This is a genomic window from Phaeocystidibacter marisrubri (genome assembly GCF_008933165.1).
Classification (GTDB): Bacteria; Bacteroidota; Bacteroidia; order Flavobacteriales; family Schleiferiaceae; genus Phaeocystidibacter; species Phaeocystidibacter marisrubri.
Window position 1 is genome coordinate 214,315 of sequence record NZ_WBVQ01000001.1, and the last position, 25,878, is coordinate 240,192.

A 25,878-nucleotide genomic window follows, 5' to 3' on the forward strand; every position below is an offset into this window, starting at 1 on the left:
GGTCGAAATGAGTGTCATACATTTGCCCTCGATTACCTATGAATACACCAGAGCTTCTATTTTCAGTATTTATCGGCATTGCAGCAGTTCAGTTGCTGTATTGGTTGCTGATATTTCCTCGGTTCTCCTTTAAAAAACCGCACGAAACGCAGCGGGCAGACTTACTTCCACCCGTGAGTGTTATTGTTGTGGGAAGGAATGAAGCCGAGAATTTCAAGAAGTATTTGCCAACCATCCTTCATCAAGATTACCCCAACTTTGAGGTGATTGCCGTGAATGATATGAGTAGCGACGATTCCATCGACGTGTTGGAAGAGATGCAAAAAGAGCACGATCACCTCCGCATTGTTCGTGTTCCCGAAAATGATCATTTCTGGCACGGTAAGAAGTACGGTTTGGCGCTCGGTATTAAAGCGGCTCAAAACGAACACCTTCTGCTTACCGACGCAGATTGTTACCCGAGTAGTCCAGATTGGATTCGTGAAATGATTTCTGGGTTTATGGGGGGGAAGGAGATTGTTCTCGGTTATGGCGATGTCATTAAAACCAAGGGCGTAGTCAATGCCCTTAGTCGATTTGAAACCGTACAAACTGCTCTTCAGTATTTCGCTTGGAATTTCTGGGGGATGCCTTACATGGGAGTGGGTCGAAACCTTGCCTACCGCAAGTCACTTTGGTTTGAACAGAATGGTTTTATTAAGCACATCCATGTTCCAAGTGGGGACGATGATTTATTCGTGAATTCCGCAGCTAAGCGAGGCAAAGTTGGAGTTGTGGCGAAAGACACCGCTCATACCTTAACGGAAAGCAAAGAGACCTGGAAGGAATGGATCACACAAAAACGTCGTCATTTTTCTACGTCAACACTGTATAAGCCGCACCACAAGTTTGTGCTTGCCACTTTTGCCGCATCCATTTTTTGGTTTTGGTTCTTCTTCGCAATGGCTCTTCCTTTCGTTGATGAATTCCACATGTATATTATGTTGGGAGTGGTAGGGCTTCGGACCATTGCCCAGTGGGTAGTTGGATTTACTACCTCAAGATTTTTGGGCAATGCCGATTTGGTACTTTTGTGGCCTGTGTACGAAATGATTTGGGTGCTAACCGGTGGATATCTCCTCATTCTTAACAAGGTTCTTGGCACCTCAAAAAAGTGGAAGTGATGGAAATCAACAAAGTGCTAGCCTACTTTCCAGATTTAACAACGGATCAGGTTGATCAGCTCTCTCGTTTGAAAGATCTGTATGAAGATTGGAATGCGAAGATCAACGTGATCAGTCGGAAGGATATGGAATCCTTCAACGAACGTCACCTTCTTCACAGCATGGCCATTGCACGCATCATTGCTTTTGCCCCTGGTGCACAGGTTCTCGACGTTGGCACAGGCGGTGGTTTTCCGGGGATTCCCTTGGCGATACTCTTTCCTGAAACGGACTTTGTTTTGGTGGATAGTATCGGCAAGAAGATTAAGGTGGTGAATGGAGTTGCCGAGGAGCTAGGACTTACAAATGTGAAGGCCATTCACGGAAGAGCTGAAGATGTAAAGATGTCCTTCGACTTTGTTGTTTCTCGTGCGGTTACCCAAATGCCCAAGTTTGTGAACTGGGTAAAACGCAAGTTCAAATCGCATTCGCAGCACACCTTACCCAATGGCATTCTTTACCTCAAAGGTGGCGACCTGACCGAAGAACTCGCCGATTTCCCTAAGGCGGAGCTGTTCCCTATTTCAGACTTCTTTGAAGAAGACTTCTTTGAGACGAAGTACGTGGTGTACTTGCCAGCGAAGAAGGGCTAGGTGGATTCTGGTTTCTTGCTACAGACTCATCCGTTCAATTCATCCAATACTTGGAATTTTTTGTCTGGGAAGATCTGACTCATGAAGTAGTTGGACTTTTTGGCAATTCGTCTAATGTTGTGGACAACAACGAGAACACCTGAGAGGGATCCGATGATGAGTACTCTCCAGACTAATCCTTGTAACAATGTGATAGGGTCTATCATCATTTCGATTAGTGCGTAGGTGATGTAGACTCCCAAACTGAGCCATGCCATTGCCAGTGGTGCTTTTTTCATGAAAATGGCAGAGATGAGGAAGGTTACCGGAATTATTCCCATAATTATCGCTACACCAAATGCATCAGTGGCAGGTAGTTTAGAAGTGATGTATGCGATACTGACAAAGTAGAGGATGCTTAGCACGGCTAAGATGCGACGGGCAATGACTATGCGCTTTTGTGCTTTTTCTATGTCGTATTTAAAATTAACCGACTCTGCAATAAAGGTGGCCTTATCTTGCTCCGATCCCATAAATGGATAATTGCAATGATGACAAGTGGCTTGGTTATTATGACATATAGTTTTGCAAACAGGACATTCAGTCATCAGAGAGATTTTTTGTGGAGTTGTTATAAGAGGAGCAAAATAGATAAAATGATTCAACCACTCTGTAGTAACTATAAGTGGCCATTTTGCTTCAAAACAACAATTTTTGGCCACTTATAGAAATGCTTATAGATGGTGTGAAATAAAAAAGTCCCTACCAATTGGCAGGGACTTTCTCGTTTGTTTCCATATCGGATTACCCCAAGAATGGGTACTTGTAATCGGTTGGTGGAACGAAGGTTTCCTTGATAGTACGAGGAGATACCCAACGAAGAAGATTCAAATAAGAACCTGCCTTGTCGTTTGTACCTGATCCACGTGCGCCACCAAATGGCTGCTGACCAACAACGGCTCCAGTTGGCTTGTCGTTGATGTAGAAGTTACCAGCCGCATTTTCCAATGCTTTAGTTGCCTCTTCAATCGCGTAACGATCTTGTGAGAAGATGGCTCCTGTCAATGCGTATTCGCCAGTAGCGTTAACCAATTTCAAGGTTTCTGACCACTCGTTTTCTGGGTATTCGTAAATCGTAATTACTGGACCAAAGATTTCCTCACACATGGTGCGGAACATTGGGTTGGAAGTCTTCACGATGGTAGGCTCGATGAAATAACCTTCAGACTTATCGTAGTTACCACCTACTAGAATCTCAGCGTCATCTTGCTCCTTGATGAAGTCGATGTAGCCCGCAATCTTGTCGAATGCACGCTCATCGATGACCGCTGTGATGAAGTTTTCAAAGTTCTCAGGAGAACCCATCTTGAAATCTTTCACTATTGCAACGGCGCGATCGAGAATGTCGCTAGCAATGTTAGAAGGAAGGTAAGCACGAGATGCTGCAGAACACTTCTGACCTTGGAATTCAAAAGCACCGCGAGCAATGGCTACGGCTACTTCTTGAACGTTAGAAGAAGGGTGAGCTACAATGAAGTCTTTTCCTCCCGTTTCTCCTACAATGCGTGGGTAGCTCTTGTACTTAGAGATGTTCTCACCGATGGTTTGCCATAGATGACGGAATACGTTGGTAGATCCCGTAAAGTGAAGACCTGCAAATTCAGGGTGGTTGAATACAACATCACCTGCATCTGGGCCATCAGCAAATACCAAGTTGATTACTCCTGCAGGAACACCGGCTTCGCGGAATACTTCCATGACAACATTCGCAGAGTAAATCTGAGAATCTGCGGGCTTCCAAACTGCTACACACCCCATAAGAGCTGGTGCTGCTGGAAGATTACCTGCAATAGCGGTAAAGTTGAATGGAGTGATGGCGAATACGAATCCTTCGAGTGGACGGTATTCCAAACGGTTCCAAACCCCATCAGAGGATTCAGGTTGGTTGTCGTAAATCTCGGTCATGTACTGAACGTTGAAACGAAGGAAGTCGGCCAACTCACATGCTGAGTCGATTTCAGCTTGCATGGCGTTCTTACTTTGAGCCAACATGGTGGCAGCATTGATGCGTGCGCGGAATGGTCCGGCAATCAAATCAGCCGCTTTCAAGAAGATGCTAGCACGGTGCTCCCAACTCAAGTTTGCCCACTTTTCACGCGCTTCCAAGGCTGCGTCAACCGCATCTTGAACGTGCTGCTTGGTTCCTCTATGGTAAGTACCAATTTGAGTCTTCAGCTCGTGCGGTGGATAAAGTGCGTGGGTATCGTTAGTGCGAACCTCCTTACCGTTAATGAACATAGGAATGTCCATTACCTGCGATTTCATCTTGCGGTAAGTGCTCAACAACTCGTCTCTTTCTGGAGTACCGGGAGCATAGCTCAAAACCGGTTCGTTCACGGCAATAGGTACGTGATAAATTCCCTTTGGCATGACGGAATATTTTTGGGTTCGAGGCAAAAGTAGCCAATCACATTGGAATAGCATATGACCTAGGTTACTGAAGTTCCGCGAATGAAAAAAGTGTTGATTACAAACCGGTTAAGCACAATTTTCACGTTGTACTTATGGGGTGGAAACATGAGAGCCTGACAATTCTCATAGACTACCTTTCGAAATAGAGCCAACTTGCGCCCGATTAGAACTAAATTTGACCTTTCGGGTTTTATATACCATAACTGAACCGGTATGAACGAGGAAAGAAAGCAGGAGCTTTTTAAGCAAATCAACGAGCTTAAAGAAGAGAAGAATGCGGTGGTACTAGCGCATTATTACCAAGAGTCAGATATTCAAGACATTGCCGACTTTGTAGGGGATAGCCTCGCATTGGCACAGCGCGCTGCTGAAACAGAGGCCGATTTGATTGTCTTTGCAGGTGTTCATTTTATGGCTGAAACCGCCAAGATTATCAATCCATCTAAAAAGGTGGTTTTACCGGATATGGCTGCAGGTTGTTCGCTGGCAGATTCTTGTCCGCCTGATCAATTCCGCGAGTTCCTCAAGAATTACCCAAATCACACAGTGGTGACTTACATCAATGCTTCTGCGGAGATCAAAACCATGAGTGATTGGGTATGTACCAGCAGTAATGCAGTGGAGTTGATTAATAGCATCCCAGAAGATCAGCCTATTGTGTTTGCTCCAGATGTGAATCTAGGTAAATACTTGATAGAGAAAACCGGAAGAGATATGGTGCTCTGGGAAGGTGCATGCATGGTACACGAGGCATTCGATTTGGAACGCATCATTGAATTGAAGCAGAAATACCCAGATGCAGCTATGATTGCCCATCCAGAGTCGGAAACACCTATTCTAAAGATTGCAGAATTCATCGGTTCTACCGCTGCATTATTGAATTATCCAGAAGGAAAGAATCACAAGCGTTACATCGTTGCTACCGAGCACGGTATCCTACATAAGATGCGCCTGAGATATCCAGATATTGAATTTATTCCAGCCCCAGGCGTAGAAGACAATACATGTGCGTGTAGCGAGTGTGCTTTCATGAAGATGAACACCTTGGAGAAGCTCTACCGATGCATGCGCGACGAAGCTCCGTTTATAGAATTAGACGAAGCGACCATTGCCAATGCCCGCCGACCTATTGATAGAATGCTTAACTGGAACTTGCGTCCGGCCTAATTGCACTATGAAGAACCGAGTACTGGTTGTAGGAGGTGGACTAGCAGGAACAGCAGTCGCCATACATTTGGCCCACAGTGGAAATCAGGTGGTTTTGGCGATGCCGAAGCACGTTCAGGACACCAATTCCTATCACGCCCAAGGTGGAATCGCAGCGGTATTGTCCAATACCGAAGATTCGCTCGATCAACATTTGGAAGATACTCTAGAGGCAGGTGCTGGAATGACGGATGAAACTGTAGCTCGATACGTGATCGAACATGCTGCAGAAGAAATTTCACAACTGGAATCATGGGGTGTCCACTTTGATGAGGTAGAAGATCACTCTTATTCTCTACACAGAGAAGGAGGTCATTCGGCCTCTCGAATTCTTCATATAAAAGACTATACAGGGAAGGGAATTATGACGGCTCTTTATGAGCAGTTGGAATCTCATCCGAATATTGAAGTTCACAAAGGATGGCGAGCTGACAAGCTGCTCCGTCGATCCGATGGTTCTTGTGGAGGAGCTCTACTTCACGATGGTGAGGAATATTACACCGTTGAAGCCGATCATACCGTTTTGGCAACGGGAGGTTTGGGCGCGCTTTTCAACACAACATCAAATCCTGATTTGGCGTGGGGAAGTGGAGTGGCCTTAGCCATGGAATTAGGAGCAAAGGTTCGCGACATGGCTTTTGTACAATTTCACCCTACCGTGCTGTATTCCGATCAACCCGGAAAGTCACTGCTTATTTCTGAAGCCGTTCGAGGAGCAGGCGGAATTTTGAGAAATCATGACGGAGTGGCCTTCATGACACAATACGACAAGCGTGGCGATTTGGCTACACGGGACGTTGTGTCAAAATCCATTTACAACGAAATGCTCAAGGCAGATGTAAAGTGGATGTATCTGGATGTGACGCATTTTGAGACCGGTAAGTTTGAAGAAGTTTTCCCTATCATATCAGAGGGCTTGCGCCAAAGGGGGCTTGATCCAGCGGTGGACTTGATCCCTGTTACTCCTGCATCACACTACCATTGTGGTGGAATCGATACTGCGATTTCAGGGGCCACCAATGTGTCGGGGTTATGGGCCTTGGGTGAATGTGCTCGAACGGGTTTGCACGGTGCCAATCGCTTGGCCTCGAATTCACTTCTAGAGGCTATCGTTTTTGCACGAACCGTAGCAGATTCCATTTCCAAATCAGTGGAGAGAGCCGTTTCTGATGTGCCGCTCGCGGCAGAGTTTTCAGAAAGTGAGGCATCCGATCGCAGCGAAATCGAAAACCTGCAACGAGAGGTGAGTCGCTATTTGGGAGTGATGCGCAACCGAGCAGAACTCGATGAAATGATCGCATCCTGGGAATCGAGAAAAGAATCAACGTCCAATAGAGAACTCGCACTTCGATTGGCACTTTGTATTGAAATCGCCAAAGATTCCCTGCGCTATTCGCAAGATGTAGGAGCATTAACTTGGATGGCCTAATCCCTTAACGTATGTCTTTGGGGTGGGTGTTCACTTGAATTTTTTCAAGGATTTGCCCATCATAGTTAAGTCTTAGTGCAGTCAGCTTTTTTCCAGTCCATGCGGCTGTATCAATACACCATGAGTTCGATTCACTGCTGTAAGCAGGTTCGCCTTTGTCGAGCAATAAGTGACCGTGAACCTGAACTTTCCCAATATTCTTTAGCGAACTTCGGTTGTGAAGAACGCCTCTTCGGGCGTTAGGGCCGTACGGATCTTTGGAAAAAGGACTGATGCCAGCGTGCGTGATTAGAATGGATGGATTCTCCCACTTCAGTGGTAGAGCTTTCATCCACTCTAGTGCACGTTTGATATTGATGTCACGCTTCACAAAGTCCTTTTTGCACTTGTCAATCAGTTTATCCACACCGGGCCGATTGTGCAACTTGATAAAGCGTTCTTCGTGATTGCCTTTTAAGAAGAATACCTGGTAAGGGTATTCATCCTGCAAACGGCGGGCATAGGCGTACACTTTTCCGGAATTGCGACCTTTGTTGATGAGGTCGCCAACCTGAATCAGAAATTCATTCTCCGGATTCCAATGTTCTTCTACCAGTTGTTTAAACGTGTGGTAGCAGCCATGGACATCGCCTACGGCCAGAATATTCATAATTGCTTATGCGTTGAGCATCACTGGCATTACAAGCATGAGAAGGTCCTCACCTTCGTCAGTGCCATCTGCTGGAATCAATAATCCTGCTCGGTTTGGAGCACTGAGCTCTACGCGAACAGCATCAGATTCCAAGTTGTTGAGCATTTCTGTGAGGAAGCGACTGTTGAAGCCAATTTCCATATCCGACCCGTCGTAATCACAGGTTAGGCGTTCAACCGCTTTATTGCTGAAATCGAGGTCTTCTGCAGAAATAGTCAATTCGGCACCTGCAATTTTTAGACGAATCTGGTGAGTCGTTTTGTTCGAGAAAATCGATACACGCTTAACCGAACCGAGGAAACCAGAGCGGTCAATTAGCATGCGATTTGGATTGTCCTTTGGAATTACCGCTTCGTAGTTCGGGTATTTGCCATCAATCAAACGACACGTCATAATGATGTTGTCGTATTCAAAGCGTGCGTTCGTTTCGTTGTAGTGGATCTTCACATCTCCATCTGTGCTAGAAAGGGAAGAGCGTAACAAGTTCAACGGTTTGCGTGGCATGATGAACTCAGCCGTGTTCGGTGTGTTCAAGTCAGTTCTGCGATAACGTACCAATTTGTGAGCATCGGTAGCCACAAAAGTGAGACTGTCTGATGCGAACTGGAAGAAAACGCCCGACATCACTGGACGAAGGTCGTCGTTACCTGCAGCGAAGATGGTTTTAGAAATAGCTGTAGCTAGAACTTCACCTGGAATACTCGCTTCCGAAGCATCTTCCAATTCTGGAAGCTGTGGAAACTCATCTCCATCAACAAAGGCGAGTGAGTACTTACCAAAATCTGAACTCACTTCAACAGAGTGCGACTTTTCATCCAATACGAATGTAAGCGGCTGCTCTGGAAATGTCTTTAGGGTATCCAAAAGAATCTTGGCCGGAACGGCGGCAAGACCTTCAGATTCAGTTTCCACTGCAAGCTTAGTGCTCATAGTGGTTTCCAAATCCGAAGCGGAAACTTTGAGGCTGTTTTCGCTTAGTTCGAATAGGAAGTTATCGAGAATAGGAAGCGTGTTGTTGTTATTGATTACACCGCCAATGGCTTGTAATTCACGCAATAGGGTTCCGCTGGATACTATGAATTTCATGAGGTAATCTGTTTGCTGCGAATAGATTCGGCAAAGAGCAAATATAATTGTTCAAGGTAGCTTATCCGATTCGCAATTCGAATTTTGCTAACACGAGATTCACAATTATCGGTTGAAGTACTCTTTGGTCTGGAGGATGTTACCAAAAGCATAGGTTTGGATTAACACATATTGCTCTCCATTGATAATCGCATAGAAGCTGTCTGGATCGTATTTCATCGGTTGACCTGCATCGTCATAGGTGTCTGGTTCTGCTGGTGCATAGAACGCTTCGATGTCTTTGGTTTCACCTGTCTTATCGGTTACCGACAATTTGAACACTGGTATGGTGTTGCGAAGCGAATCGATCTTGGCGTAGGCCCCTTCATCTTCTAGAATGGCTCCTTCGTACTGTAAGGTGCGTATCGATCCCAGATAGAAACGAGCATGCTGTGAATTAAATGGCTCAATGGGAAGTCCGTTGTTGTCGAGGACTTTTAAATCGCCATTTTCATTCTGCTCAATAGAGAAACTCTCTTCTGGAACAATTCCATATTCCATAGTGAGCTTTCGGATGTCTAAATTGTCCGTTCCGAAAATTACGCGGTATTTCCACAGGTCTTCTCGCGTAAAGAAGCGTGAACTCAAGTATCCGTTAAAACCGGGAATATGCATGGCGTAAGGTCGAGATGCACCTTTCTTCATCATGTAAGTCCCCAACTGATCGAGGTTGTCGGTTCCTACTATGAAGTTCATTACCAGATCATCGCCTTGGTAGATTTTTACATCTTTTCCATGAGAAGCCATTCTTCTCAAAATGTTCTCTTCTGCATTTTCGGTGGGGAAGTGACGCAGAGTGACTTTGTGGAAAGTGAGAAGCAGTTCTTGAATGGCACCGGGACGAGCGATGTATTTACCATTCACCATCCATTTGTTGCCCTCGCGAGTCAGTTCAACCTTACCGGGTTCCTTGCTTTCAATGACAATTTTTGTGATCGCCGCGGTGTCTTTAACGGCCATGTCATATTCCTCTCTATTGTCGTTCAGCGTTGAATTTCCTCCAAAATCTCGGGTGGAGATAAAGATGGTAATGGCAACGACAATTCCGAATAGTCCTATGTTAACTTTCGACTTCTTTTTCATGCTTTGATGGCGTATTTGCGCTTTCTATTCCAGGTGTAGAGTACACCAAATAGGATGATAAACAGGATAGGTGCAACCGTGTTCAAAACGGCCCAATAAGTCCTTGAATTTTTTATTTCAACAGAATTCAATAGGCGAATTTTCAATTCTCGAGAACGAACCGAAATCAGCCCAGATTCGTCCAACAAGTAGTCTACTACATTCAGCATGAAATCATCATTTCCATACTGAACGGGAATGTATTGATCGTAGCCCAATTTAAGTGGCGTACCACGTGGGATGTTCGGATCAATGACATTGAGTTGGTTCTTGATGATATCACCATCAGCAATAACGACTTGCTGTGTCCAAGAGCTAGTATTCTTCAATTTGAGTTGTGCGAGCTCTGCAGTTCTCGGTAATAGTCGGTGGCGATAAACCGATTCAAACTCACCTTCTAGCAAGTAGGCTACTGGGAGGTATTGCTGTCTAAACTCGGCTGGATTCGCATCGGTGTAGAGTGATTTCAGTCCAACGAGTCCAGGCATAGCCTGAGCCTTGCTGTTTTCAGAACTCACTAATAGTGGGGTCTTCTTTACTCTAGGCGAGAAAATGGTATCAATGGTACCTGCAAACTCAAGCTTCACCGCGTTGAGGTCTTTGGTGATAGGGTGCTTTACCCTCGGCATGATGATAGGGAAGTACGGCCATGGACGAAGTTGACGACGATCGTTCACCATTGCACACATGATGTCTTGAAGCAAAACGGTATTTAAACGCACTCCATACGTGAAAAGCATGTCGTCTATGTTCAACTTGTCGAGTGTTGGAATGCCTAAAAACTCACTGGCATAGCTCAAACTATCCATTTCAGCCTTAACGGCATCCACCATCCAAATCACTTTCCCGCCATTCATGATGTATTGGTCAATCAAGAATCGATCAACATCTACAAAAGGGGTTTGCGGCTTGGCAATGATAAGTAGATCAAAGCGGTTGATACGACGCATTTGATCGACAATACTGATCTTTCCACTGATGGAATCCACTTGGAATTCGCGAATGTTGAAGCGACTTAAGCTGTATGTACCCGATAGGTCTGCGGCAATACTCGCAACGTGTTTGGCTTCGAGTTCGCCGTGTCCTTCCATAAAACCGATGGTCGGTTTTTCTTTCAAAATCAAGCGTCGAAGCGCAGAAGCTAAGTTGTATTCCAGATTTTGAACACTGTTGTTCACTTGTGTGGAATTCGACTGCATGATTTGGGTTTGCAGAAGGTTGATAGCTGTTTCTGCATTTTGGTACGACACAATAGCTCCAGGGAAAATCTGTTGAGTAGATTGTCCGTCTTGATTTGCTTCTTGTATGGTGAAAGGAGTTAGCCCGCGCTGTTGTAGTTGTTGCGCAAAGGTCACTCGGTCATCATCGCTTTCACTCTCATTTGGGTTGATGAATTCGTATTCAATCATTCCATTATGAGCGCGAAATTCGTCCAACATTTGCTTGGTTTCCAATTCCAATCGCTGGATATCCGCTGGAAAATCACCTTCTAAGTAAACGCGGAAGAGGAGTGGGTCTTCCACTTGGTCGAGTAAGTCGATGGTTGCTTCATTCAAGCTGTATCTCTTCTCTGCGGTGAGATCCAAACGCATGTATTCGAAAGATCCAGCAATGTTCAAAAGCAATACCATGGCTGTGAGAAGTCCGAATTGAATCAAGTCGTTTCTTCTCGTACTCTTATCCCACTTTCTACTTTGAACAACCAATCGGGCAAGTGCTCCAAAAAACACGATAAGCCCCGCGAAGTAGAGCACGTCTCTTGAATCCACCACACCTCTACTGATGCTGAGGTAGTGTTCATTAATCCCCAAGTTGTAGATAAAGAGATCCAAATCCCCAAAAATGTCCAATTCGGCCACTTGATCAAATCCAGTATAGAAGAGGAAAGAGATGACTGCAGCGACGATAAAGCTGATGATCTGATTGTCGGTATTTGAGGAAGCAAAGAGTCCAATGGCAGTATAGGCACCTGCAATGAGTATCAAGCCAATGTAGCTCCCCATGGTTGCTCCAGAGTCGATGTTCCCAACGGGATCGCCTAACTCGTAGATACTGTAATAATAGAGGAGAGTAGGAAGTAAACTGAAAAGTACAAGGGCAAGTGCGGCTGCGAATTTGGCAACTAAGACTTGAATTTCAGTGAGGGGTTTTGTCAACAGGAACTCCATGGTGCCCGCCTTCTTTTCATCGGCGAACATGCGCATGGTGATAGCGGGAATCAGGAACATGAAAACCCATGGGGCAATCATAAACAGTCCATCAATACTGGCGTATCCAGAATCCATCAAATTGAATCCATTGTTGGGAATGATCCACAAAAACAAGCTGTTCAAGATGAGGAATACAGAGATAACAAGGTATCCCATCAACGAATTGAAGAATGAGCGGATTTCCTTTTTGAATAAGCTAATCATGGCATCTTCACTTGAGGTTCAACACTCCATGCTTGGGGTTTTTCGGCAAATAGAGCTTTGGTCTTGCTCCAAACATCCTTAAAGAGCTCACTTTTGCGGTAATTTTCCAAGCGATCTTCATGTGTCCAGTGCGAATACGTGAAGAAAATTTCCGGCGTGTTTACATCCTGCCAAAGTTCGAGGTATTCACATCCTTCAAATCCGCGGATGAACTCTTTACGGCTCTCGAAGAGGGCGCGGAAATTGTCAATCTCCTCAGCTCTAAAGTGCATTTTTACAACTCGTACAATCATTCAAATTCGATGAAGATGTTGTTATTCACGTGCAATCCCAACAGGCTGCATGCGCTATTTTTAAATTTTCCGGCAGGTTTTTGAACAGCGATTTCCAAATGGCCATCTCTGTTGAAAACGCCAAAGAGTTCCCCTTCGGTTGGGCCTTCAAAATAGGAATCCACCAAACGGGTTATCCTCTTGTTTCTTGCCACTACGATTAGCTTCCGGTCTCCCACATGGTCTTTTAACCACTTTCGGGTTACGTTGGTCACTAAGTTGCCAAAGGTATCGATATGAATCACATTGGCGATAATCCCATTGCCATCGGTTTTAAGCGTGGGACGAGAGGCGGACTTAACGGTGTATTCTCTAGCAGGTTGACCCAGTACATCTGGTTTGCCTCCCTTCAAGAGATGCGCGCTGATTTGAGCTAACGCATCCTCCGGGTATAAGTTCTGATTGGTGTTTCTCAAGTCAACGGCAACCAGTTTTTCAAAACCGATGTCAGGTGCAATCAAGGTGAGTACCCCATTGTCGGCCGCCACAAAATACTGTCCCTCAATTTGAGCAACCAGATAGTTCTTGGTACTTCCTTGGTATGCGTCTACGAGAATGATGTGAACCGTCCCCGCCGGAAAGCGCTTGTACGTTCTACCTAAAAGGTAGGCTGCCTGCATCACATTGTAGGGCGAAACCGCATGACTCACATCAATAATCTGAGAGTTTGGGGCGTCGCTCAACAACTGCCCTTTAAAGGCAGCAATGTCATGATCGGCATTTCCGTAGTCGGATGTCAGCGTAACTAGGTTCATAAATCACTCGGGAACAGCACGTAAATTCAGGGATATTCTGTTATTTTGTGGACTCAAAAGTACGAATTGAAGCGGTTCGTACATAACGTTAATTGACCTCTCATTTGATAGAGAAAACAGTCCTTCTAGAAGATACTAATCCTCAGGATTTGTACGGTTCAAATAACCGATATTTAAACTTGCTCAAGAGTTTTTTTCCAAAATTGAAGATTACCGCTCGTGGTGATAAGATCAAGATTAATGGAGATGACCAGATTGTTGAGCAGTTCGAAGAGAAACTGAATTTGATTATACGTCACCTTCAGCTTTACAATTCAATTTCGGAGAATCAAATTGAACGCATTGTGATGGAAGACGGTAGAGAGGTGGCGAAAACCTACGCGGAGATTGATGATGTTCTAGTGCATGGTTCAGGTGGAAACTTGATTAAAGCGCGAACACTCAACCAAAAGCGCATGGTGAAAGCCGTGAATGAAAACGATATGTTGTTTGCCATAGGGCCGGCAGGTACGGGTAAGACCTACACCGGTGTTGCATTGGCTGTTCGCGCTTTGAAGAATAAAGAAGTGAAGCGAATCATCCTCACTCGTCCAGCGGTGGAAGCCGGAGAGAATTTGGGTTTTTTGCCAGGCGATATGAAGGAGAAGCTCGATCCGTACATGCAACCGTTGTACGATGCGCTTCGCGATATGATTCACCATGAGAAGTTGCAGTACTATCTCGAAACGAAGGTGATTGAAATTGCACCGCTTGCCTTTATGCGCGGTAGAACCTTGGATCACGCTTTTGTGATTTTGGATGAAGCCCAGAACACCACCCATTCTCAAATGAAGATGTTCCTCACCCGTATGGGGAAACACGCAAAATTCATTGTGACGGGCGATGCTACTCAGGTTGATTTGCCGCGAAACCAAGGCTCGGGACTGAAAGAAGCACTTCGCATTCTTCGAAATGTGAAAGGCATTTCCATTGTTGAATTAGATGATAAAGACGTGATTCGTCACCCATTGGTGAAGGATATCATTCACGCATACGATAAAGAAGAGAAGAAATCATGAACGCACTCGATAAGTCAGACTTCAATTTTACGGGCCAAACACACGTGTACCACGGAAAAGTACGCGACGTCTATTCCATAGGAGATGATATTCTCGTGATGGTAGCCAGCGACCGTATTTCTGCATTTGATGTAGTGCTTCCTGCGGGGATTCCTTACAAAGGACAAGTGCTCAATCAAATTGCTGAGCATTTTCTCGATGCGACTTCGGATATCGTTCCGAATTGGAAACTGGTTTCACCAGACCCTGTAGTGACCATTGGAAAGAAGGCAACTCCTTTTAAAGTGGAGATGGTGATTCGCGGCTACTTGAGTGGTCACGCAGCACGTACATATAAGTCGGGAGAACGCATGCTTTGTGGTGTGCAAATGCCAGAAGGGCTTCGCGAGAATGATGCTTTCCCAGAACCGATTATCACCCCAACTACCAAGGCGGATATGGGCTTGCACGATGAGGACATCTCTCGGGAAGATATTTTAGCCAAAGGAATTGTAGATGAAGGCGATTATCTCCAATTGGAGAAATACACGCGTGCACTCTTCCAACGCGGTCAAGAAATGGCCAATGAGCGCGGCTTGATCTTGGTGGATACAAAGTATGAATTCGGAAAGTTGCAGGATGGAACGATCGTATTGATTGATGAAATTCACACACCAGATTCTTCGCGCTATTTTTATCTAGAGGGGTATGCGGAGCGTCAAGATGCCGGCGAAGCTCAACGTCAGTTGTCAAAAGAGTTTGTTCGTCAGTGGTTGATTGAAAACGGCTTTCAAGGAAAAGAGGGGCAATCTGTACCGGAAATGACCTCGGAATTTGTGACTATGGTGAGCGAACGTTATCGAGAATTATACGAAAAGGTAACGGGTAAAACGTTTGAACCTGGTGACCTCACGAATATTCCAGAACGAATTCAGCACAATGTTGAAGAAGCCCTAGCAAAGCTTTAGATCTAAAATCACTTCTCATGAAACCCCTATTTGTCGCATTTCTGTCTCTTTTGTCCACAGGAGTTTACGCTCAATTGGACTTCGGTTTGAAAGGAGGAATGAGTTCTTCGAACGTTGTGTTTAGCGACTTAGAGTCGAATGCGAATATTGAAAATCTCTCGGCTAACAATGCTTTGGGGTGGCATGCCGGAGTGTATACCCGAGTAAAGATTTTGGGTCTGTATATTCAGCCCGAAGTCATTTATTCATCGCTAAACAGCAAGGTGCAAATTGAAGAGAGTAATGGAACGAGTTCCACCAAGAGCTTTCAGCTTACTCGACTGGATGTACCTGTGTTGTTAGGGATTAAATTCGGTCCAGCAAGTATCATTGGCGGACCTGTGATGAGTTACAATTTGTCTCATCCTTCAGATATCATTGAAGTGGATTATCGAAGTGGTTCGCTGGGCTATCAAGCTGGATTCGGGCTAACCTTAGGGAACTTCATTATTGATTTGAAGTACGAGGGATCCCTTCAGAATTTGGCTGAAAAAGTGGTGATTGATGGTCAGGAGTACGACGTAGATGCCCGAACGGGTCAGTTGATCTTGAGTCTCGGTTACGCCCTGTTTTAATAGGTGCGGACTTCGTCAAACTTTCCTTTGTGGTAATGATCGTAAACCAAGCTCGCCAAGTAGCTCGATGAAGCTATGGACGTAATTGATCGCTTAACGGTTTCCAAATCGGCCACTTGCATTTCGAGTTCAAAGTAGCCGTAGCCGCGCAGTTTTCCGTCTTCAATAAGAACCATCGACTTTTCTCCGGTCTTTCTTCCCTTGTCAATTAACATGGCATTGATGAATGGGAAAGCCGTTCTCCAAACGCGCTTAATGGGCGATGTAACTCTGATTTTCTGAACTTCTAAATGCTCGTTGTAGAACGCTTGCATGGCATCCAATTGAAAAGACATGGCTACATCTTTGGGTTGAATTCCGAAGTTTCTACAGTATTGAGCGGCCAGTTCTAATCCAGTGGCTTCGTCGGAGAAATGGATGATGGGACGTTCCTTCTTAACTTTCTGAACGCGAATGGATCGAACGGACTTGTCGTCGTTGACATCGATAAAAAGCCCTTGGCTCAAAGTGTATTTATCCGTGCGCTTATTGAGTGCAGGCTTCAATTTTTTCAGTTCCAGATGCTCTACAATTCGAGCGATCAATTCACTTCCCGTTGGTTCAATCTGAATACTATCGGCTTCTGCTTGAAGTTGAAGTGCACGTTCGTTGGTCGCTAGAAAGTGTCGATCAATTTGATTTCTCAAATTCCGACTTTGTCCGAGGTAAATGACCTCTCCTTTCGAATTGTGGATGTAATAGAGACCCGTAGTGTTGTACAACTCGGCCGTTAACTTCGAGAAGCTGTGGTCTGGCGTAGTGTCCTGACGATTGCGAGCAATTCCCTCAATCTTTTTCTCCGTGTCTTTGGCGAGTAGTAATGCGAGCAATTTTACCGTGGCTCTAGCATCGCCATCGGCACGATGACGGTTGGAGTTCAAGATGCCGAGCGATTCGCACAAGGTTTCAAGTCCATATGCTTTCAATCCGGGGATAAGGCGCTGGGCATGGGTAATGGTATCGAGGGTCTTTCGCTGGAAGTCATATCCTAATCGAGAGAACTCTTCTTGAACCACGCGGTAGTCGAAATTGACATTGTGGGCTACGAAAACCGCATCCTCCGTTACTTCTACCAATCGTTTCGCTATTTCGTGAAACTTTGGCGCTCTTCGGACCATTTTTGGAGTGATCCCAGTGAGCTTTTGAACATAAGGTTGAATGTGTGCGTCTGGGTTGACTAAAGAGATGAATTGATCAACGATTTCATTGCCGTCGAATCTGAATACGGCTACTTCGATAATCCTCTCTTCGCCAAACTTTCCGCCTGAGGTTTCTATGTCAATTACTGCATACATCGGGCTAAAGGTAAGTTATCTTGAGCATCTTGTATTCACTTGTATACTACCTGTCGTTTAAATTATTGACTGTACATTTACTAAATGCCTGTACGCAATATAGGTAGACTGAAAACTTCAACTCTCTCACGGAATATTCATGCATTTCTCTCGTTCACTTCTACTTTTATTGATGGCCCTTCTAGGTGTTGGAGAAAACCAGAGTTTAGGGCAGGAAACCGCTCAACCCGATACGCGCGCGGTGAGTTTGGGATATGTCTTTACAGATCTCTTCTTGTATAACTTCAACTTTCAATTGGAATGGAAACCTACGGAGGAACCGTATTCTGCATTGTTGTTTTACGGCAGTGGAATTCGGCCAAATCTGTTTTCACCTAGAGTAGTCGATATCAATAAACAGCGATTGGAATTGGGCGTTCGTCGGTATTTTTCATCCGCGAATTTGTCTGAACGATACTTTCTTCAGGCTTCTGCTCAATGGGTAGATGGGACAGCGTATTACGACGATGTTCGACAAGTGTTGGTAGAAAATCAGAATGGTCAACGCTATTACGCCGATTATGATTTTCGAAACCGATATGACTTCAATCAGTATGGACTTAACCTCGGAGTGGGGCGGAGAGATGAATCGAAGTATTACTTCTTGGATCTTGCTATGTCCGTTGGTTATCGCTTCAAATCAGAATATGTTGAAGACATAGAAGAAGAGGTGAATTACTTCGGTTCTTCAGGGTATGAAGGGGTGACCTTTCGCTTTGCGGCGACACTTGGGTTGAAATACGACTATTGATAATTGCGGGCTCCAAAGATGGAGCTTCCCACTCGAACCATGGTGCTTCCACATTCAACGGCGAGTTGGTAATCGCCACTCATTCCCATGGATAGGGTGTTGAATTCAGGCCCAAAATCAGGAGCGTATTTGTCGAACAGCGCCTTTAAGGCTTTGAACTCTCTTGCAATTTGGTCTTTGTTGTCGGTGAAAGTGGCCATGCCCATCAATCCGCGAACGCGAACATTGGGATAGTCGCACAATCGGCTAGAGGAGATCAATTCATCGAGTTCAGCTTCGTCAAATCCGAATTTGGAATCCTCTTCGGCAATGTGAACCTGAAGCAAAACGTCGATAACTCGATTCACTTTTGCGGCTTCCTTATTCACGACTTTCACCACCTTCTCACGGTCGCATCCGTGAATGAGGTAGACAAAAGGAGCCATGTACTTGATTTTGTTCGTTTGAACATGACCGATCATGTGCCAGTGAATGTCCTTGGGAAGTTGCTCCCATTTTTCGGTCATTTCCTGGATTTTATTCTCGCCAAATTCACGTTGCCCAGCATCATAGGCCTCTTGCAAATCGGAAATGGGTTTCGTTTTGGAAACGGCAACAAGACATACCTCACTGGGAAGTGTAGATTGAATACTGCTCAAGTTCTCACGAATGGATCCCATGTTCAACTTAATCTAAGAGTTCATAAATGGTAAGACCACTTCTCAATTTCGGCTCAATGTATGTGCTCTTGGGAGGCATAATACATTTGGCATCTGCTACGCTTTTGAGTTGATCGGTAGTTACGGCGTAGAGTGCAAATCCCACTTCAAATTTGCCGGAGTTTACCGCTGTTTCAATGGCGTCACATCCCTTGTCTCCGGGCATAAAGTCTACGCGAGGATCATTTCGCAGATCGGAAATTCCGAGAATGGGTTGAAGTACATTTCGACTGAGGATTTCCGCGTCCAAGGAAGCGATGGGGTCGTTTGGATTAAACGAACCAGGTTTAGAGGTAAGCGTGTACCACATTCCATCGATGTACATGCCCATTTCATGCAGGCGATCTGGATGGTATTTACTGTGGCCCCATTCACTCACAATGAAGGATTGCTCCAGTTCTTTCATGAAACTGTCCTTCGACAAGTTGGTGTTCTTAATCAAACGGTGGAAACCGTGAATGTGAATGGCACTTTCTGGAATGAGGTAGGCCATGAAGTGATCAAACGGGCCAGTCTTTCCTTCGTTTGTCAATTCTTCGCTCAACAAGGCAGAGGAGGCGCTTCTGTGGTGACCATCGGCAATGTATATTTTGTCCATGGTTGAAAACGCAGTAGTGAGGGTCTGAAGATCGTTCGTGTCTTCAATCTTCCACAAGAAATGCGTCACCTTATCCGTAGTGGTAAATTCAAATTCTGGGCGTTCATCCATCACCTTTCCCATCACTTGATTCACTTCATGATTTTCAGGGTACATGAGGAGTACAGGTTCTGCGTTGAAGCCAGTAACTTTGAGGTATTCCTTGAACATTTCTTCCCTCTGGGTAAGCGTCTGTTCGTGAATCATCACTCGACCTTCCAAATAATCGTGAACAGAAACAGCCGCGATTAATCCGGTGAAAACGTGCGAGTGGGTATGCTGTTGATAGAGATAAATGCTCTCCGTTTCATCTTTTTGGAAAACGCCTTCCATGGTGAAGTCGCGGTACTTGTCGCGCACCATCTCATACTTCTCGGTTCCCTGCTTTCGCTCTACCGCGTATTGATCGGGATGGATGATATGAAGAAAGGTAAAGGGGTTGTTTTCCAACTTGTCCATCAGCTGATCATCGGTGTAACTCACGTAAGAACGCGATGCTACGAGACTAGCTACGTGACGTTTCGGACGAACTGCACGGAAAGGTGAGATTTTTATCATTGCCTTGATTTGAGCCTAGGCAAAGATGCAAATAAGCCCTCGGATAATAAAAGGGAACGAATAGGGCTTGAAAATAAAAATGGCTCGCTGCACCACTACCTGACGAATGCAACGAGCCTACTCACTCCTGTGAATAACCCTTAATTATTAGATGAAGATGAGCAGCAGAGCGAAAACGAGCCCTGCAATCGTGAAATACATTCCCTTTTTAAAGATGTCGGTTCCAGGGAAATACATCCAGAAACTTGAGATGACAAAGAAGAGCAGGGAAAGGCCGAAGAATACATTTAGAAAGGACAGAGGACGACTGCTCGTCGCTTTGTGAAGATGTAGGAGTTGATCCAAAACAAAGGGTGTTTCCTTTACTGTATAATGAGCCATTCCGGTAGTGCGGTTGTATACGCCATCGCGGAAGAATACTTCGGCTCCACTTGTGCTATCAACGCGAAATCTGCGCATCTCAAGGGCTTTTCCGAGGGCTTCTTCCCCCAAATTTTCTCCGATGTTTTTCGAAATATTTTCTACTCGCTTAAATGTGTCCGTGTCTCGGTATACGAGAACAACACCGCTCAATGCATAAACTGACATGATGCCTGTGAGAAAGAAGCCCAGGTATCGGTGAATAACGCGCATGCGTTGGTGTGCTTTCATTTTCTAAGGATGGGTGTGATTAATGTCTTCCGCCTCCCGAGTAAGACATCGCCTCTCCCTTGCCAAAACCGTAGCTGATGCCAAAGGTGAGGAAGGTACCGCGTTGGGAGAAGTTGTACATATAGTAGTTCGGCTGATTGATGGTGGTTTCGCGGACACGTGTAGCGAAAATGTCTTGCACGCCGAGATTCATGACCAGTTTGCCGTTCCAAAGTTTTTTGCGAACGCCAGCATTGAAGAAAGCAAAGCCTGAAACTCGTCCTTGAATGGTTTCATAGCTCGAGTTGTAACGGGTGGTGATTTCTAAGTCAAATTCGGCTGGAAGTGCAAACTTGGTGGTGAGCTTTCCATCCCATTGATCGCTGGAATAATCAAAGTTTTGAGATTGATAGTCCGCATCACGGGTGAAGTAGCCATAGTTGAAATCACCGGTCAAGTCGAACCAGTCCGTTACAGTCCACTTCCCGTTTACTTCAACTCCCACTTTCTGACGGGTCCCAATATTGATCGGCATGGTGAGGTTTACCCCGTTCTCATAGCGGGTTACATACTCCACTACATCGGTAGTGTACAAGTAATACAAACTCGCATTGATGCTGTAGTCATTGCGAACAAGGATTCCCGTCAATTCATAGGAATCGGCAAATTCAGGTTGAAGTTCTGGATTCCCTGTTCTCACATTATAGTTGTTTCGAATATTGAAGAACGGATTGAGGTTCCACAATCTCGGACGATAGATTCTCTTGGAATATCCAGCTTGAAGTGAGAAGCCGTTGCCCCATTTGTAATGGGTGTGTAGGCTTGGAAACAAGTTCGAATAGTTCTGATAGTTGTTATCTCCCGTGTTTTCCAGAACCGTGGTCAGTTCAGTGTTTTCAACGCGAACGCCGACTTTTACTCCCCAACTTTCGGTTTCATACGCCCCGGTTACATAGCCTGCCAAAACTTTTTGGATATAGGTGAAATCGTTGGTTAGACTGGAATCGATCTCCCATACAGAGCCTTTCAAGTTGCGAACAGAGTAGTCATTTCCCACATCGTTTATTTCATACATCGCCCCTGTTTCAAGCGTGAAAAGCTCGCTTAGTGGGTCGGTGTAATCCAACTTGAATGTGTAATCGGTTTGATAGAAATTCGTTGCTGTTCTTTGATCCGAGAAATTGGCAGTTCCTACTTCGTAACTGTTGAAGAATTCAGAAGATTGGTCTTTTCCGAAGAAATGCCCAAGAGTGCTAAAGATTAACTGATGGTCTTCGTGATCCTCAAATTGCTTGGAATACTGGAGATCGTAGCGGTACTTCGGATTCAGTGCAGAGGTCTCTTCAATTCTTGAATAGGCAGAATTGAGGTTGCCTTTAGGGTCGTAGATTTCGAAGTTGGTTTCGGAAGGTTGACTTTCAATTTCATACGCGAAATTTCCAGAGAGTGTAATCACGTTGAGGTCATTGATGTAATAGTCGGTTCCCAAAGTGATGTTGTAGAACTCTTCATTTCTGTAGTCCTCTCCGGAGCTTTGAATCGTGAGACTGTCGCTAGAATTCTGACTAATACTCTCATTGTAATTTGGGCGAGTTCGATATCCAGCTCCCAACTGGGTGAAGAAGTTGAAATTCTCCGTGCGGTAATTCAGACTTGCACCCACGCTGTGATTGTTTGGGTATCCCGTGTTTAAACTCACAGAGCCATTCATGCCTTTCTTCTCTTCCTTCTTCAATACAATATTGAGGATACCTGAAGTTCCTTCGGCTTGGTACTTGGCTGATGGATTCGTAATCACTTCAATGCGCTCAATCATATCCGCGGTGATGGTACCTAAAGCATTGCTCGGGTCATCCGATAGAACAGATGGCTTTCCGTTAATCATGATTTGAACTCCGCTGTTTCCTCTCAAGCTGACTTGTCCTTCAATATCCACATTCACAGAAGGGACGTTGTTTAAGACATCCATGGCTCCCATGCCAGAAGTGGAAAGGTCAGAGCCAACATTAAATACTCGTTTGTCCATCTGGAATTCCACCGAAGATCTTTCAGCTACAATCTCCACTTCATTTAAATTCTGAGAGGAGGCTGTCATTTGAATGGTGCCTAAATTCTGTGTTCCAGATTGAACTGAAGGAAGGATTTGTACGTCTTCATATCCCATCAAGACGATTTCCACATACACTTTAGAAATAGGAGAACTTACGGTAAAGGCACCTTCTATATCTGTGGTTACACTTGTGGTCAGTTCATCCGTTTCAGAATTTCTGATGGCCACAACGGTGTAGGGCAGGGGTTCAGAATTTGAGGCATCTACAACGGTTCCTGTAAAGGTGATTCCTTTCTGTTGAGCCATTCCCAAGGAAGAAACGGCGAGAAGCACGGTGAGAATTACAAATTTGCTGATGCGTTGCATGAAGAACATTTTATCGAGTACAAAGGTGTAAAGCAATTGCGTATCATTTAAATTCAATCGCCAAACGACACTTTGAGTACGCTTAACGACACATTTATAATGTTTAGACATTGAATAGTGTTCATGGGATGTCGTCTAGGGGCTTAAAATGGTCGTTTACCGAATATGTTGAGGCGCTTGTTTGGATGTGCCTACCTTTGTTTCATGTTGAACAAAAGAGTTGTGGATAGAGCGGTTTGGAGTGAAATTGCATTTCAAGTGATACTGTTGTTCACGGTCTTCATTTTCTATGCTTTTGATGTTCGTCACAATTCAACGGGCACCTATGTGGAAGAATATGAGGTGGCGTTCTTTATGAATTATGCGATTGCAGCCATGTTGATTAATTACTGGTTGCTCCCAAAGTTCTTGTATAAGAAGCGATACGTGCCATTTGTTGTTTTTCTTCTACTCATTATTGCCGCCGTGATTTACGTGGAAGAGGAAGTGTTAGAAGCCATCTACTTTCCCACCACTCGTGCGGGTAAATTTCCCGGTGTGTTCTTCAACTTGGTAGCGGCTATGCCCACCATCACCATTCTCACCGGGTTCAAGTTCGGCTGGGATGCTTTCCATCAGCAAAGGAAGCTGGAACAGTTGGCCTTAACGGCAAAGGAGAGTGAGTTGCAGTATTTGAAGTCCCAGATTAATCCCCATTTTCTCTTCAATAATCTGAATAATCTCTATGCCCATGCTTTGGAGCATTCAGAGAAGACCCCTGATATCATTCTAGAGCTCTCTGGAGTTTTGCGGTACATGCTGTACGAATGCAAAGAGGAGTATGTTTCAATTCAAAAGGAGGTAGAACAACTTCAGAATTTCATTCAGCTCAGTGCATTGCAAATTGAAGATCGCGGAGAGATTCATGTTGATGTAGGAAGGATGGATGCCAATTTTCAGATTGCTCCGCTCATCCTCATTGTATTTATTGAGAATGCTGTGAAGCACAGTTCATCTAGCATGCACGATAACATTCACATCTCCATCCATCTTCACATGGAAGAGGAGGAGTTGGTGTTCCAATGCGAGAACACCTATTCCGACGAATCGAACGCAGATGACCTGGCACATGGAATTGGCCTGTTGAATGTGAAGAAGCGCTTGAAGCTTCTCTATCCGGATAAGCACGAATTGAAAGTGAAGGCTGAAGGAGATCGCTACACGGTGAATCTTCGTTTAAAATTGAAACCTAGGGTATGATTCGCTGTATTGTCATCGAAGATCAGGCTCCAGCTCAACGGGTGCTAAAGAAGTTTATCGCTGATGTTGACTATTTGGATCTCCGCGAGGTTTTCAATAATGCGATTCAAGCGATGGAGTACTTGAAGTCGGAACCTGTGGATTTGATGTTCTTGGACGTCAACTTACCGAAGATAAACGGGATGGATTTTTTGGCTTCTTTACAAAACCCTCCACGAGTTATTCTGACCACGGCATTTACGGAGTATGCCCTGCAAGGGTATGAATACAACGTGGTAGATTATTTGGTCAAGCCCTTCTCTTTTGAGCGATTTGTGAAGGCGGTTTCCAAAGTTCCACAAGAACTCCCGCAGAAAAGCGAGGCCGCTGCTTCTCAGCCTATGTTTATCAAGGTGGGTTTCGATTGGGTAAAAGTGAATAGCGCAGACATCACACACATTCACTCCGATATGGATTATACCGAAGTAAATGTGGGAGATAAAGTGTATTTGTCACAGGATTCATTGACTTCCTGGGAGCAGAAATTGGACAATCTTGGATTTACACGAATTCATAAATCGTATTTGCTGAATACAGAGCAAATTGAAAAGATTTCAGGCAATCGTGTTTACACCAAATCAGGAGTAGAATTACCTATTGGTAGAGCGTATAAGGACGATTTCTTGTCTAGGATACTCAGCTGATTTTCCGCTCAATGTCTTCTTGAATCATCTCACGATTGAGTGCAGCGCCGCAAATGGAACCCGAAGCCACAGCAATGGACACTTTGCGGAAAGGCGATGTGCAATCGCCAACGGCATACACACCTTCAACCGTAGTTTTTTGGAAGGGGTCTACCTCGATGTAGCCTGCCTCGGTAATTAGACAACCCAACTCCGATGCCATTGTGCTGTGTTGCTCTGTCGGAACAGCGGCATACAATGCATGTAGAGCGAAAGTGGATTGATCTTCAAATTCAATTTTTTCGATTTGTCCATTTACATGGTGAAGAATCTGTATCGGGCGTTCATCTATGGCGACATTTAGTTGTGATAAGTTGGATCGCTCTTCGTTGGTGAGGTCGGCAACACCGTTGGTGAAAAGGGTCAAGTCATCGGTCCAATGTTGAATCATAGACGCGAATTCGTAGCTCCTTTCGCCATTGGCTAAAACGCCTGTTTTGGTGTGGTGAACTTCGTACCCGTGGCAATACGGACAGTGGATGACAGATTTTCCCCAGCATTCTTGGAATCCCGGAATTTGAGGTAGAATGTCTTTCATCCCAGTGGCTATCACCAATTTCTGAGCAGAGATCATTTGACCGTTGTCTAATGTCACGTCAAAAGATCCATCCTCTTTCTTTTCTGCTGATTGTGCCAATCCCTCTTGGAAGTGTACGCTCGGGTAGGAAAGCACTTGTTCTTTTGCAATGGTGGAGATTTCTTCGGGTGTGGCTCCATCTCTCGTGAGAAAGTTGTGTGAATAAGGCGTGGGGGCATTGCAGGGTTTACCACTATCAATCACTAGAACCTTTCGCAAAGATCTTCCCAAAGACATGGCTGCGGATAGACCCGCATTACTGCCTCCAATGATGATTACCTCATAGGTGTTCTCTCCTTTCATGGTGTGTAGTTGTTAGACAGCTAAGGTAGAAAAGA

At 44.9% G+C, this 25,878-nt stretch carries 24 protein-coding genes; 10 read left to right on the forward strand and 14 right to left on the reverse strand.

All coding sequences use genetic code 11. From position 1 onward, the window contains the following. The first annotated feature begins 38 nt into the window (after positions 1–38). Together F8C82_RS00935 and rsmG are read left to right on the forward strand one after the other, a co-directional pair. Complete coding sequence (locus F8C82_RS00935; RefSeq protein ID WP_151691561.1) at positions 39–1,163, forward strand: glycosyltransferase; 1,125 nt, start codon at positions 39–41, stop codon at positions 1,161–1,163. Then, positions 1,163–1,795, forward strand: a complete 633-nt coding sequence (rsmG, locus tag F8C82_RS00940) for a 16S rRNA (guanine(527)-N(7))-methyltransferase RsmG (protein WP_151691562.1) — start codon at positions 1,163–1,165, stop codon at positions 1,793–1,795. Before F8C82_RS00935 ends, rsmG begins: the two co-directional genes overlap by 1 nt. 26 nt (positions 1,796–1,821) lie before the next feature. Here the strand turns inward: rsmG and F8C82_RS00945 are convergent, their stop codons facing one another. Further along, complete coding sequence (locus tag F8C82_RS00945; RefSeq protein WP_151691563.1) at positions 1,822–2,307, reverse strand: hypothetical protein; 486 nt, start codon at positions 2,305–2,307, stop codon at positions 1,822–1,824. 271 nt (positions 2,308–2,578) lie between these two features. Further along, a complete protein-coding gene (gene pruA, locus F8C82_RS00950; RefSeq protein ID WP_151691564.1) occupies positions 2,579–4,204 on the reverse strand; it encodes an L-glutamate gamma-semialdehyde dehydrogenase in 1,626 nt (541 codons plus the stop codon). 255 nt (positions 4,205–4,459) lie between these two features. Here pruA and nadA point away from each other — a divergent pair, with 255 nt between their 5' ends. Together nadA and nadB are read left to right on the forward strand one after the other, a co-directional pair. Beyond that, a complete protein-coding gene (gene nadA / locus F8C82_RS00955; protein WP_151691565.1) occupies positions 4,460–5,413 on the forward strand; it encodes a quinolinate synthase NadA in 954 nt (317 codons plus the stop codon). Positions 5,414–5,420: 7 nt separating this feature from the next. Then, positions 5,421–6,881, forward strand: coding sequence for an L-aspartate oxidase (gene nadB / locus F8C82_RS00960; protein WP_170266105.1), 1,461 nt, complete (start codon positions 5,421–5,423; stop codon positions 6,879–6,881). A gap of 4 nt (positions 6,882–6,885) precedes the next feature. Here the strand turns inward: nadB and F8C82_RS00965 are convergent, their stop codons facing one another. From F8C82_RS00965 to F8C82_RS00990, 6 genes are all read right to left on the reverse strand, one after another. Continuing rightward, entirely contained in the window at positions 6,886–7,530 is a 645-nt protein-coding gene (locus tag F8C82_RS00965) for a metallophosphoesterase (protein WP_151691567.1), read from the reverse strand. 6 nt (positions 7,531–7,536) lie between these two features. Continuing rightward, complete coding sequence (dnaN, locus tag F8C82_RS00970; RefSeq protein ID WP_151691568.1) at positions 7,537–8,658, reverse strand: DNA polymerase III subunit beta; 1,122 nt, start codon at positions 8,656–8,658, stop codon at positions 7,537–7,539. 105 nt (positions 8,659–8,763) lie between these two features. Next, complete coding sequence (locus tag F8C82_RS00975) at positions 8,764–9,780, reverse strand: hypothetical protein (RefSeq protein WP_151691569.1); 1,017 nt, start codon at positions 9,778–9,780, stop codon at positions 8,764–8,766. Next, the gene (gene gldG, locus F8C82_RS00980; protein WP_151691570.1) at positions 9,777–12,233 is read right to left on the reverse strand and encodes a gliding motility-associated ABC transporter substrate-binding protein GldG; all 2,457 of its coding nucleotides are present in this window, start codon (positions 12,231–12,233) and stop codon (positions 9,777–9,779) included. The genes F8C82_RS00975 and gldG overlap by 4 nt, the downstream gene beginning before the upstream one ends. Further along, entirely contained in the window at positions 12,230–12,526 is a 297-nt protein-coding gene (locus tag F8C82_RS00985; protein WP_151691571.1) for a putative quinol monooxygenase, read from the reverse strand. Before F8C82_RS00985 ends, gldG begins: the two co-directional genes overlap by 4 nt. Further along, positions 12,523–13,320: an SAM hydrolase/SAM-dependent halogenase family protein gene (locus tag F8C82_RS00990; protein WP_151691572.1), complete on the reverse strand. Its 798-nt coding sequence runs from the start codon at positions 13,318–13,320 to the stop codon at positions 12,523–12,525. Before F8C82_RS00990 ends, F8C82_RS00985 begins: the two co-directional genes overlap by 4 nt. 104 nt (positions 13,321–13,424) lie before the next feature. On the opposite strand from F8C82_RS00990, the gene F8C82_RS00995 reads away from it, so the two are divergent. The 3 genes from F8C82_RS00995 to F8C82_RS01005 are packed head-to-tail and all read left to right on the forward strand — an operon-like array spanning position 13,425 to position 15,939. Beyond that, positions 13,425–14,378, forward strand: a complete 954-nt coding sequence (locus tag F8C82_RS00995; RefSeq protein ID WP_151692895.1) for a PhoH family protein — start codon at positions 13,425–13,427, stop codon at positions 14,376–14,378. Next, positions 14,375–15,325, forward strand: coding sequence for a phosphoribosylaminoimidazolesuccinocarboxamide synthase (locus tag F8C82_RS01000; RefSeq protein WP_151691573.1), 951 nt, complete (start codon positions 14,375–14,377; stop codon positions 15,323–15,325). The genes F8C82_RS00995 and F8C82_RS01000 overlap by 4 nt, the downstream gene beginning before the upstream one ends. Positions 15,326–15,342: 17 nt before the next feature. Further along, positions 15,343–15,939, forward strand: a complete 597-nt coding sequence (locus tag F8C82_RS01005) for an outer membrane beta-barrel protein (RefSeq protein ID WP_151691574.1) — start codon at positions 15,343–15,345, stop codon at positions 15,937–15,939. Here F8C82_RS01005 and F8C82_RS01010 read toward each other — a convergent pair. After that, entirely contained in the window at positions 15,936–17,273 is a 1,338-nt protein-coding gene (locus F8C82_RS01010; RefSeq protein WP_151691575.1) for an exonuclease domain-containing protein, read from the reverse strand. The two genes, F8C82_RS01005 and F8C82_RS01010, sit on opposite strands and share 4 nt — an antisense overlap. A 139-nt stretch (positions 17,274–17,412) precedes the next feature. On the opposite strand from F8C82_RS01010, the gene F8C82_RS01015 reads away from it, so the two are divergent. Then, positions 17,413–18,063, forward strand: coding sequence for a hypothetical protein (locus F8C82_RS01015; RefSeq protein ID WP_151691576.1), 651 nt, complete (start codon positions 17,413–17,415; stop codon positions 18,061–18,063). On the opposite strand, the gene F8C82_RS01020 is transcribed toward F8C82_RS01015, so the two are convergent. The 4 genes from F8C82_RS01020 to F8C82_RS01035 form a co-directional block, all read right to left on the reverse strand. After that, entirely contained in the window at positions 18,057–18,722 is a 666-nt protein-coding gene (locus tag F8C82_RS01020) for a YggS family pyridoxal phosphate-dependent enzyme (RefSeq protein WP_151691577.1), read from the reverse strand. The two genes, F8C82_RS01015 and F8C82_RS01020, sit on opposite strands and share 7 nt — an antisense overlap. A 7-nt stretch (positions 18,723–18,729) precedes the next feature. Then, positions 18,730–19,956 (reverse strand): DUF1015 domain-containing protein, encoded by a 1,227-nt coding sequence (locus F8C82_RS01025; protein WP_151691578.1) that lies wholly within the window; start codon positions 19,954–19,956, stop codon positions 18,730–18,732. 147 nt (positions 19,957–20,103) lie between these two features. Beyond that, positions 20,104–20,607, reverse strand: a complete 504-nt coding sequence (locus F8C82_RS01030) for a hypothetical protein (RefSeq protein ID WP_151691579.1) — start codon at positions 20,605–20,607, stop codon at positions 20,104–20,106. A 19-nt stretch (positions 20,608–20,626) separates the two neighbouring features. Next, the gene (locus F8C82_RS01035; protein WP_223279407.1) at positions 20,627–23,113 is read right to left on the reverse strand and encodes an outer membrane beta-barrel family protein; all 2,487 of its coding nucleotides are present in this window, start codon (positions 23,111–23,113) and stop codon (positions 20,627–20,629) included. 93 nt (positions 23,114–23,206) lie between these two features. On the opposite strand from F8C82_RS01035, the gene F8C82_RS01040 reads away from it, so the two are divergent. Together F8C82_RS01040 and F8C82_RS01045 are read left to right on the forward strand one after the other, a co-directional pair. Further along, the gene (locus F8C82_RS01040; RefSeq protein ID WP_151691580.1) at positions 23,207–24,241 is read left to right on the forward strand and encodes a sensor histidine kinase; all 1,035 of its coding nucleotides are present in this window, start codon (positions 23,207–23,209) and stop codon (positions 24,239–24,241) included. Further along, complete coding sequence (locus F8C82_RS01045; protein WP_151691581.1) at positions 24,238–24,924, forward strand: LytR/AlgR family response regulator transcription factor; 687 nt, start codon at positions 24,238–24,240, stop codon at positions 24,922–24,924. The genes F8C82_RS01040 and F8C82_RS01045 overlap by 4 nt, the downstream gene beginning before the upstream one ends. Here the strand turns inward: F8C82_RS01045 and F8C82_RS01050 are convergent. Continuing rightward, entirely contained in the window at positions 24,917–25,843 is a 927-nt protein-coding gene (locus F8C82_RS01050) for an NAD(P)/FAD-dependent oxidoreductase (protein ID WP_151691582.1), read from the reverse strand. The two genes, F8C82_RS01045 and F8C82_RS01050, sit on opposite strands and share 8 nt — an antisense overlap. Positions 25,844–25,878: the final 35 nt, after the last annotated feature.

What these genes read in the sequence shown, in the direction of transcription:
- F8C82_RS00935 (WP_151691561.1), top strand. Translation starts at nt 39, where the DNA reads ATGAATACACCAGAGCTTCTATTTTCAGTATTTATCGGCATTGCAGCA.
- rsmG (WP_151691562.1), top strand. Translation starts at nt 1,163, where the DNA reads ATGGAAATCAACAAAGTGCTAGCCTACTTTCCAGATTTAACAACGGAT.
- F8C82_RS00945 (WP_151691563.1), bottom strand. Translation starts at nt 2,307, where the DNA reads ATGGGATCGGAGCAAGATAAGGCCACCTTTATTGCAGAGTCGGTTAAT.
- pruA (WP_151691564.1), bottom strand. Translation starts at nt 4,204, where the DNA reads ATGCCAAAGGGAATTTATCACGTACCTATTGCCGTGAACGAACCGGTT.
- nadA (WP_151691565.1), top strand. Translation starts at nt 4,460, where the DNA reads ATGAACGAGGAAAGAAAGCAGGAGCTTTTTAAGCAAATCAACGAGCTT.
- nadB (WP_170266105.1), top strand. Translation starts at nt 5,421, where the DNA reads ATGAAGAACCGAGTACTGGTTGTAGGAGGTGGACTAGCAGGAACAGCA.
- F8C82_RS00965 (WP_151691567.1), bottom strand. Translation starts at nt 7,530, where the DNA reads ATGAATATTCTGGCCGTAGGCGATGTCCATGGCTGCTACCACACGTTT.
- dnaN (WP_151691568.1), bottom strand. Translation starts at nt 8,658, where the DNA reads ATGAAATTCATAGTATCCAGCGGAACCCTATTGCGTGAATTACAAGCC.
- F8C82_RS00975 (WP_151691569.1), bottom strand. Translation starts at nt 9,780, where the DNA reads ATGAAAAAGAAGTCGAAAGTTAACATAGGACTATTCGGAATTGTCGTT.
- gldG (WP_151691570.1), bottom strand. Translation starts at nt 12,233, where the DNA reads ATGATTAGCTTATTCAAAAAGGAAATCCGCTCATTCTTCAATTCGTTG.
- F8C82_RS00985 (WP_151691571.1), bottom strand. Translation starts at nt 12,526, where the DNA reads ATGATTGTACGAGTTGTAAAAATGCACTTTAGAGCTGAGGAGATTGAC.
- F8C82_RS00990 (WP_151691572.1), bottom strand. Translation starts at nt 13,320, where the DNA reads ATGAACCTAGTTACGCTGACATCCGACTACGGAAATGCCGATCATGAC.
- F8C82_RS01000 (WP_151691573.1), top strand. Translation starts at nt 14,375, where the DNA reads ATGAACGCACTCGATAAGTCAGACTTCAATTTTACGGGCCAAACACAC.
- F8C82_RS01005 (WP_151691574.1), top strand. Translation starts at nt 15,343, where the DNA reads ATGAAACCCCTATTTGTCGCATTTCTGTCTCTTTTGTCCACAGGAGTT.
- F8C82_RS01010 (WP_151691575.1), bottom strand. Translation starts at nt 17,273, where the DNA reads ATGTATGCAGTAATTGACATAGAAACCTCAGGCGGAAAGTTTGGCGAA.
- F8C82_RS01015 (WP_151691576.1), top strand. Translation starts at nt 17,413, where the DNA reads ATGCATTTCTCTCGTTCACTTCTACTTTTATTGATGGCCCTTCTAGGT.
- F8C82_RS01020 (WP_151691577.1), bottom strand. Translation starts at nt 18,722, where the DNA reads ATGGGATCCATTCGTGAGAACTTGAGCAGTATTCAATCTACACTTCCC.
- F8C82_RS01025 (WP_151691578.1), bottom strand. Translation starts at nt 19,956, where the DNA reads ATGATAAAAATCTCACCTTTCCGTGCAGTTCGTCCGAAACGTCACGTA.
- F8C82_RS01030 (WP_151691579.1), bottom strand. Translation starts at nt 20,607, where the DNA reads ATGAAAGCACACCAACGCATGCGCGTTATTCACCGATACCTGGGCTTC.
- F8C82_RS01035 (WP_223279407.1), bottom strand. Translation starts at nt 23,113, where the DNA reads ATGTCTAAACATTATAAATGTGTCGTTAAGCGTACTCAAAGTGTCGTT.
- F8C82_RS01040 (WP_151691580.1), top strand. Translation starts at nt 23,207, where the DNA reads ATGTTGAACAAAAGAGTTGTGGATAGAGCGGTTTGGAGTGAAATTGCA.
- F8C82_RS01045 (WP_151691581.1), top strand. Translation starts at nt 24,238, where the DNA reads ATGATTCGCTGTATTGTCATCGAAGATCAGGCTCCAGCTCAACGGGTG.
- F8C82_RS01050 (WP_151691582.1), bottom strand. Translation starts at nt 25,843, where the DNA reads ATGAAAGGAGAGAACACCTATGAGGTAATCATCATTGGAGGCAGTAAT.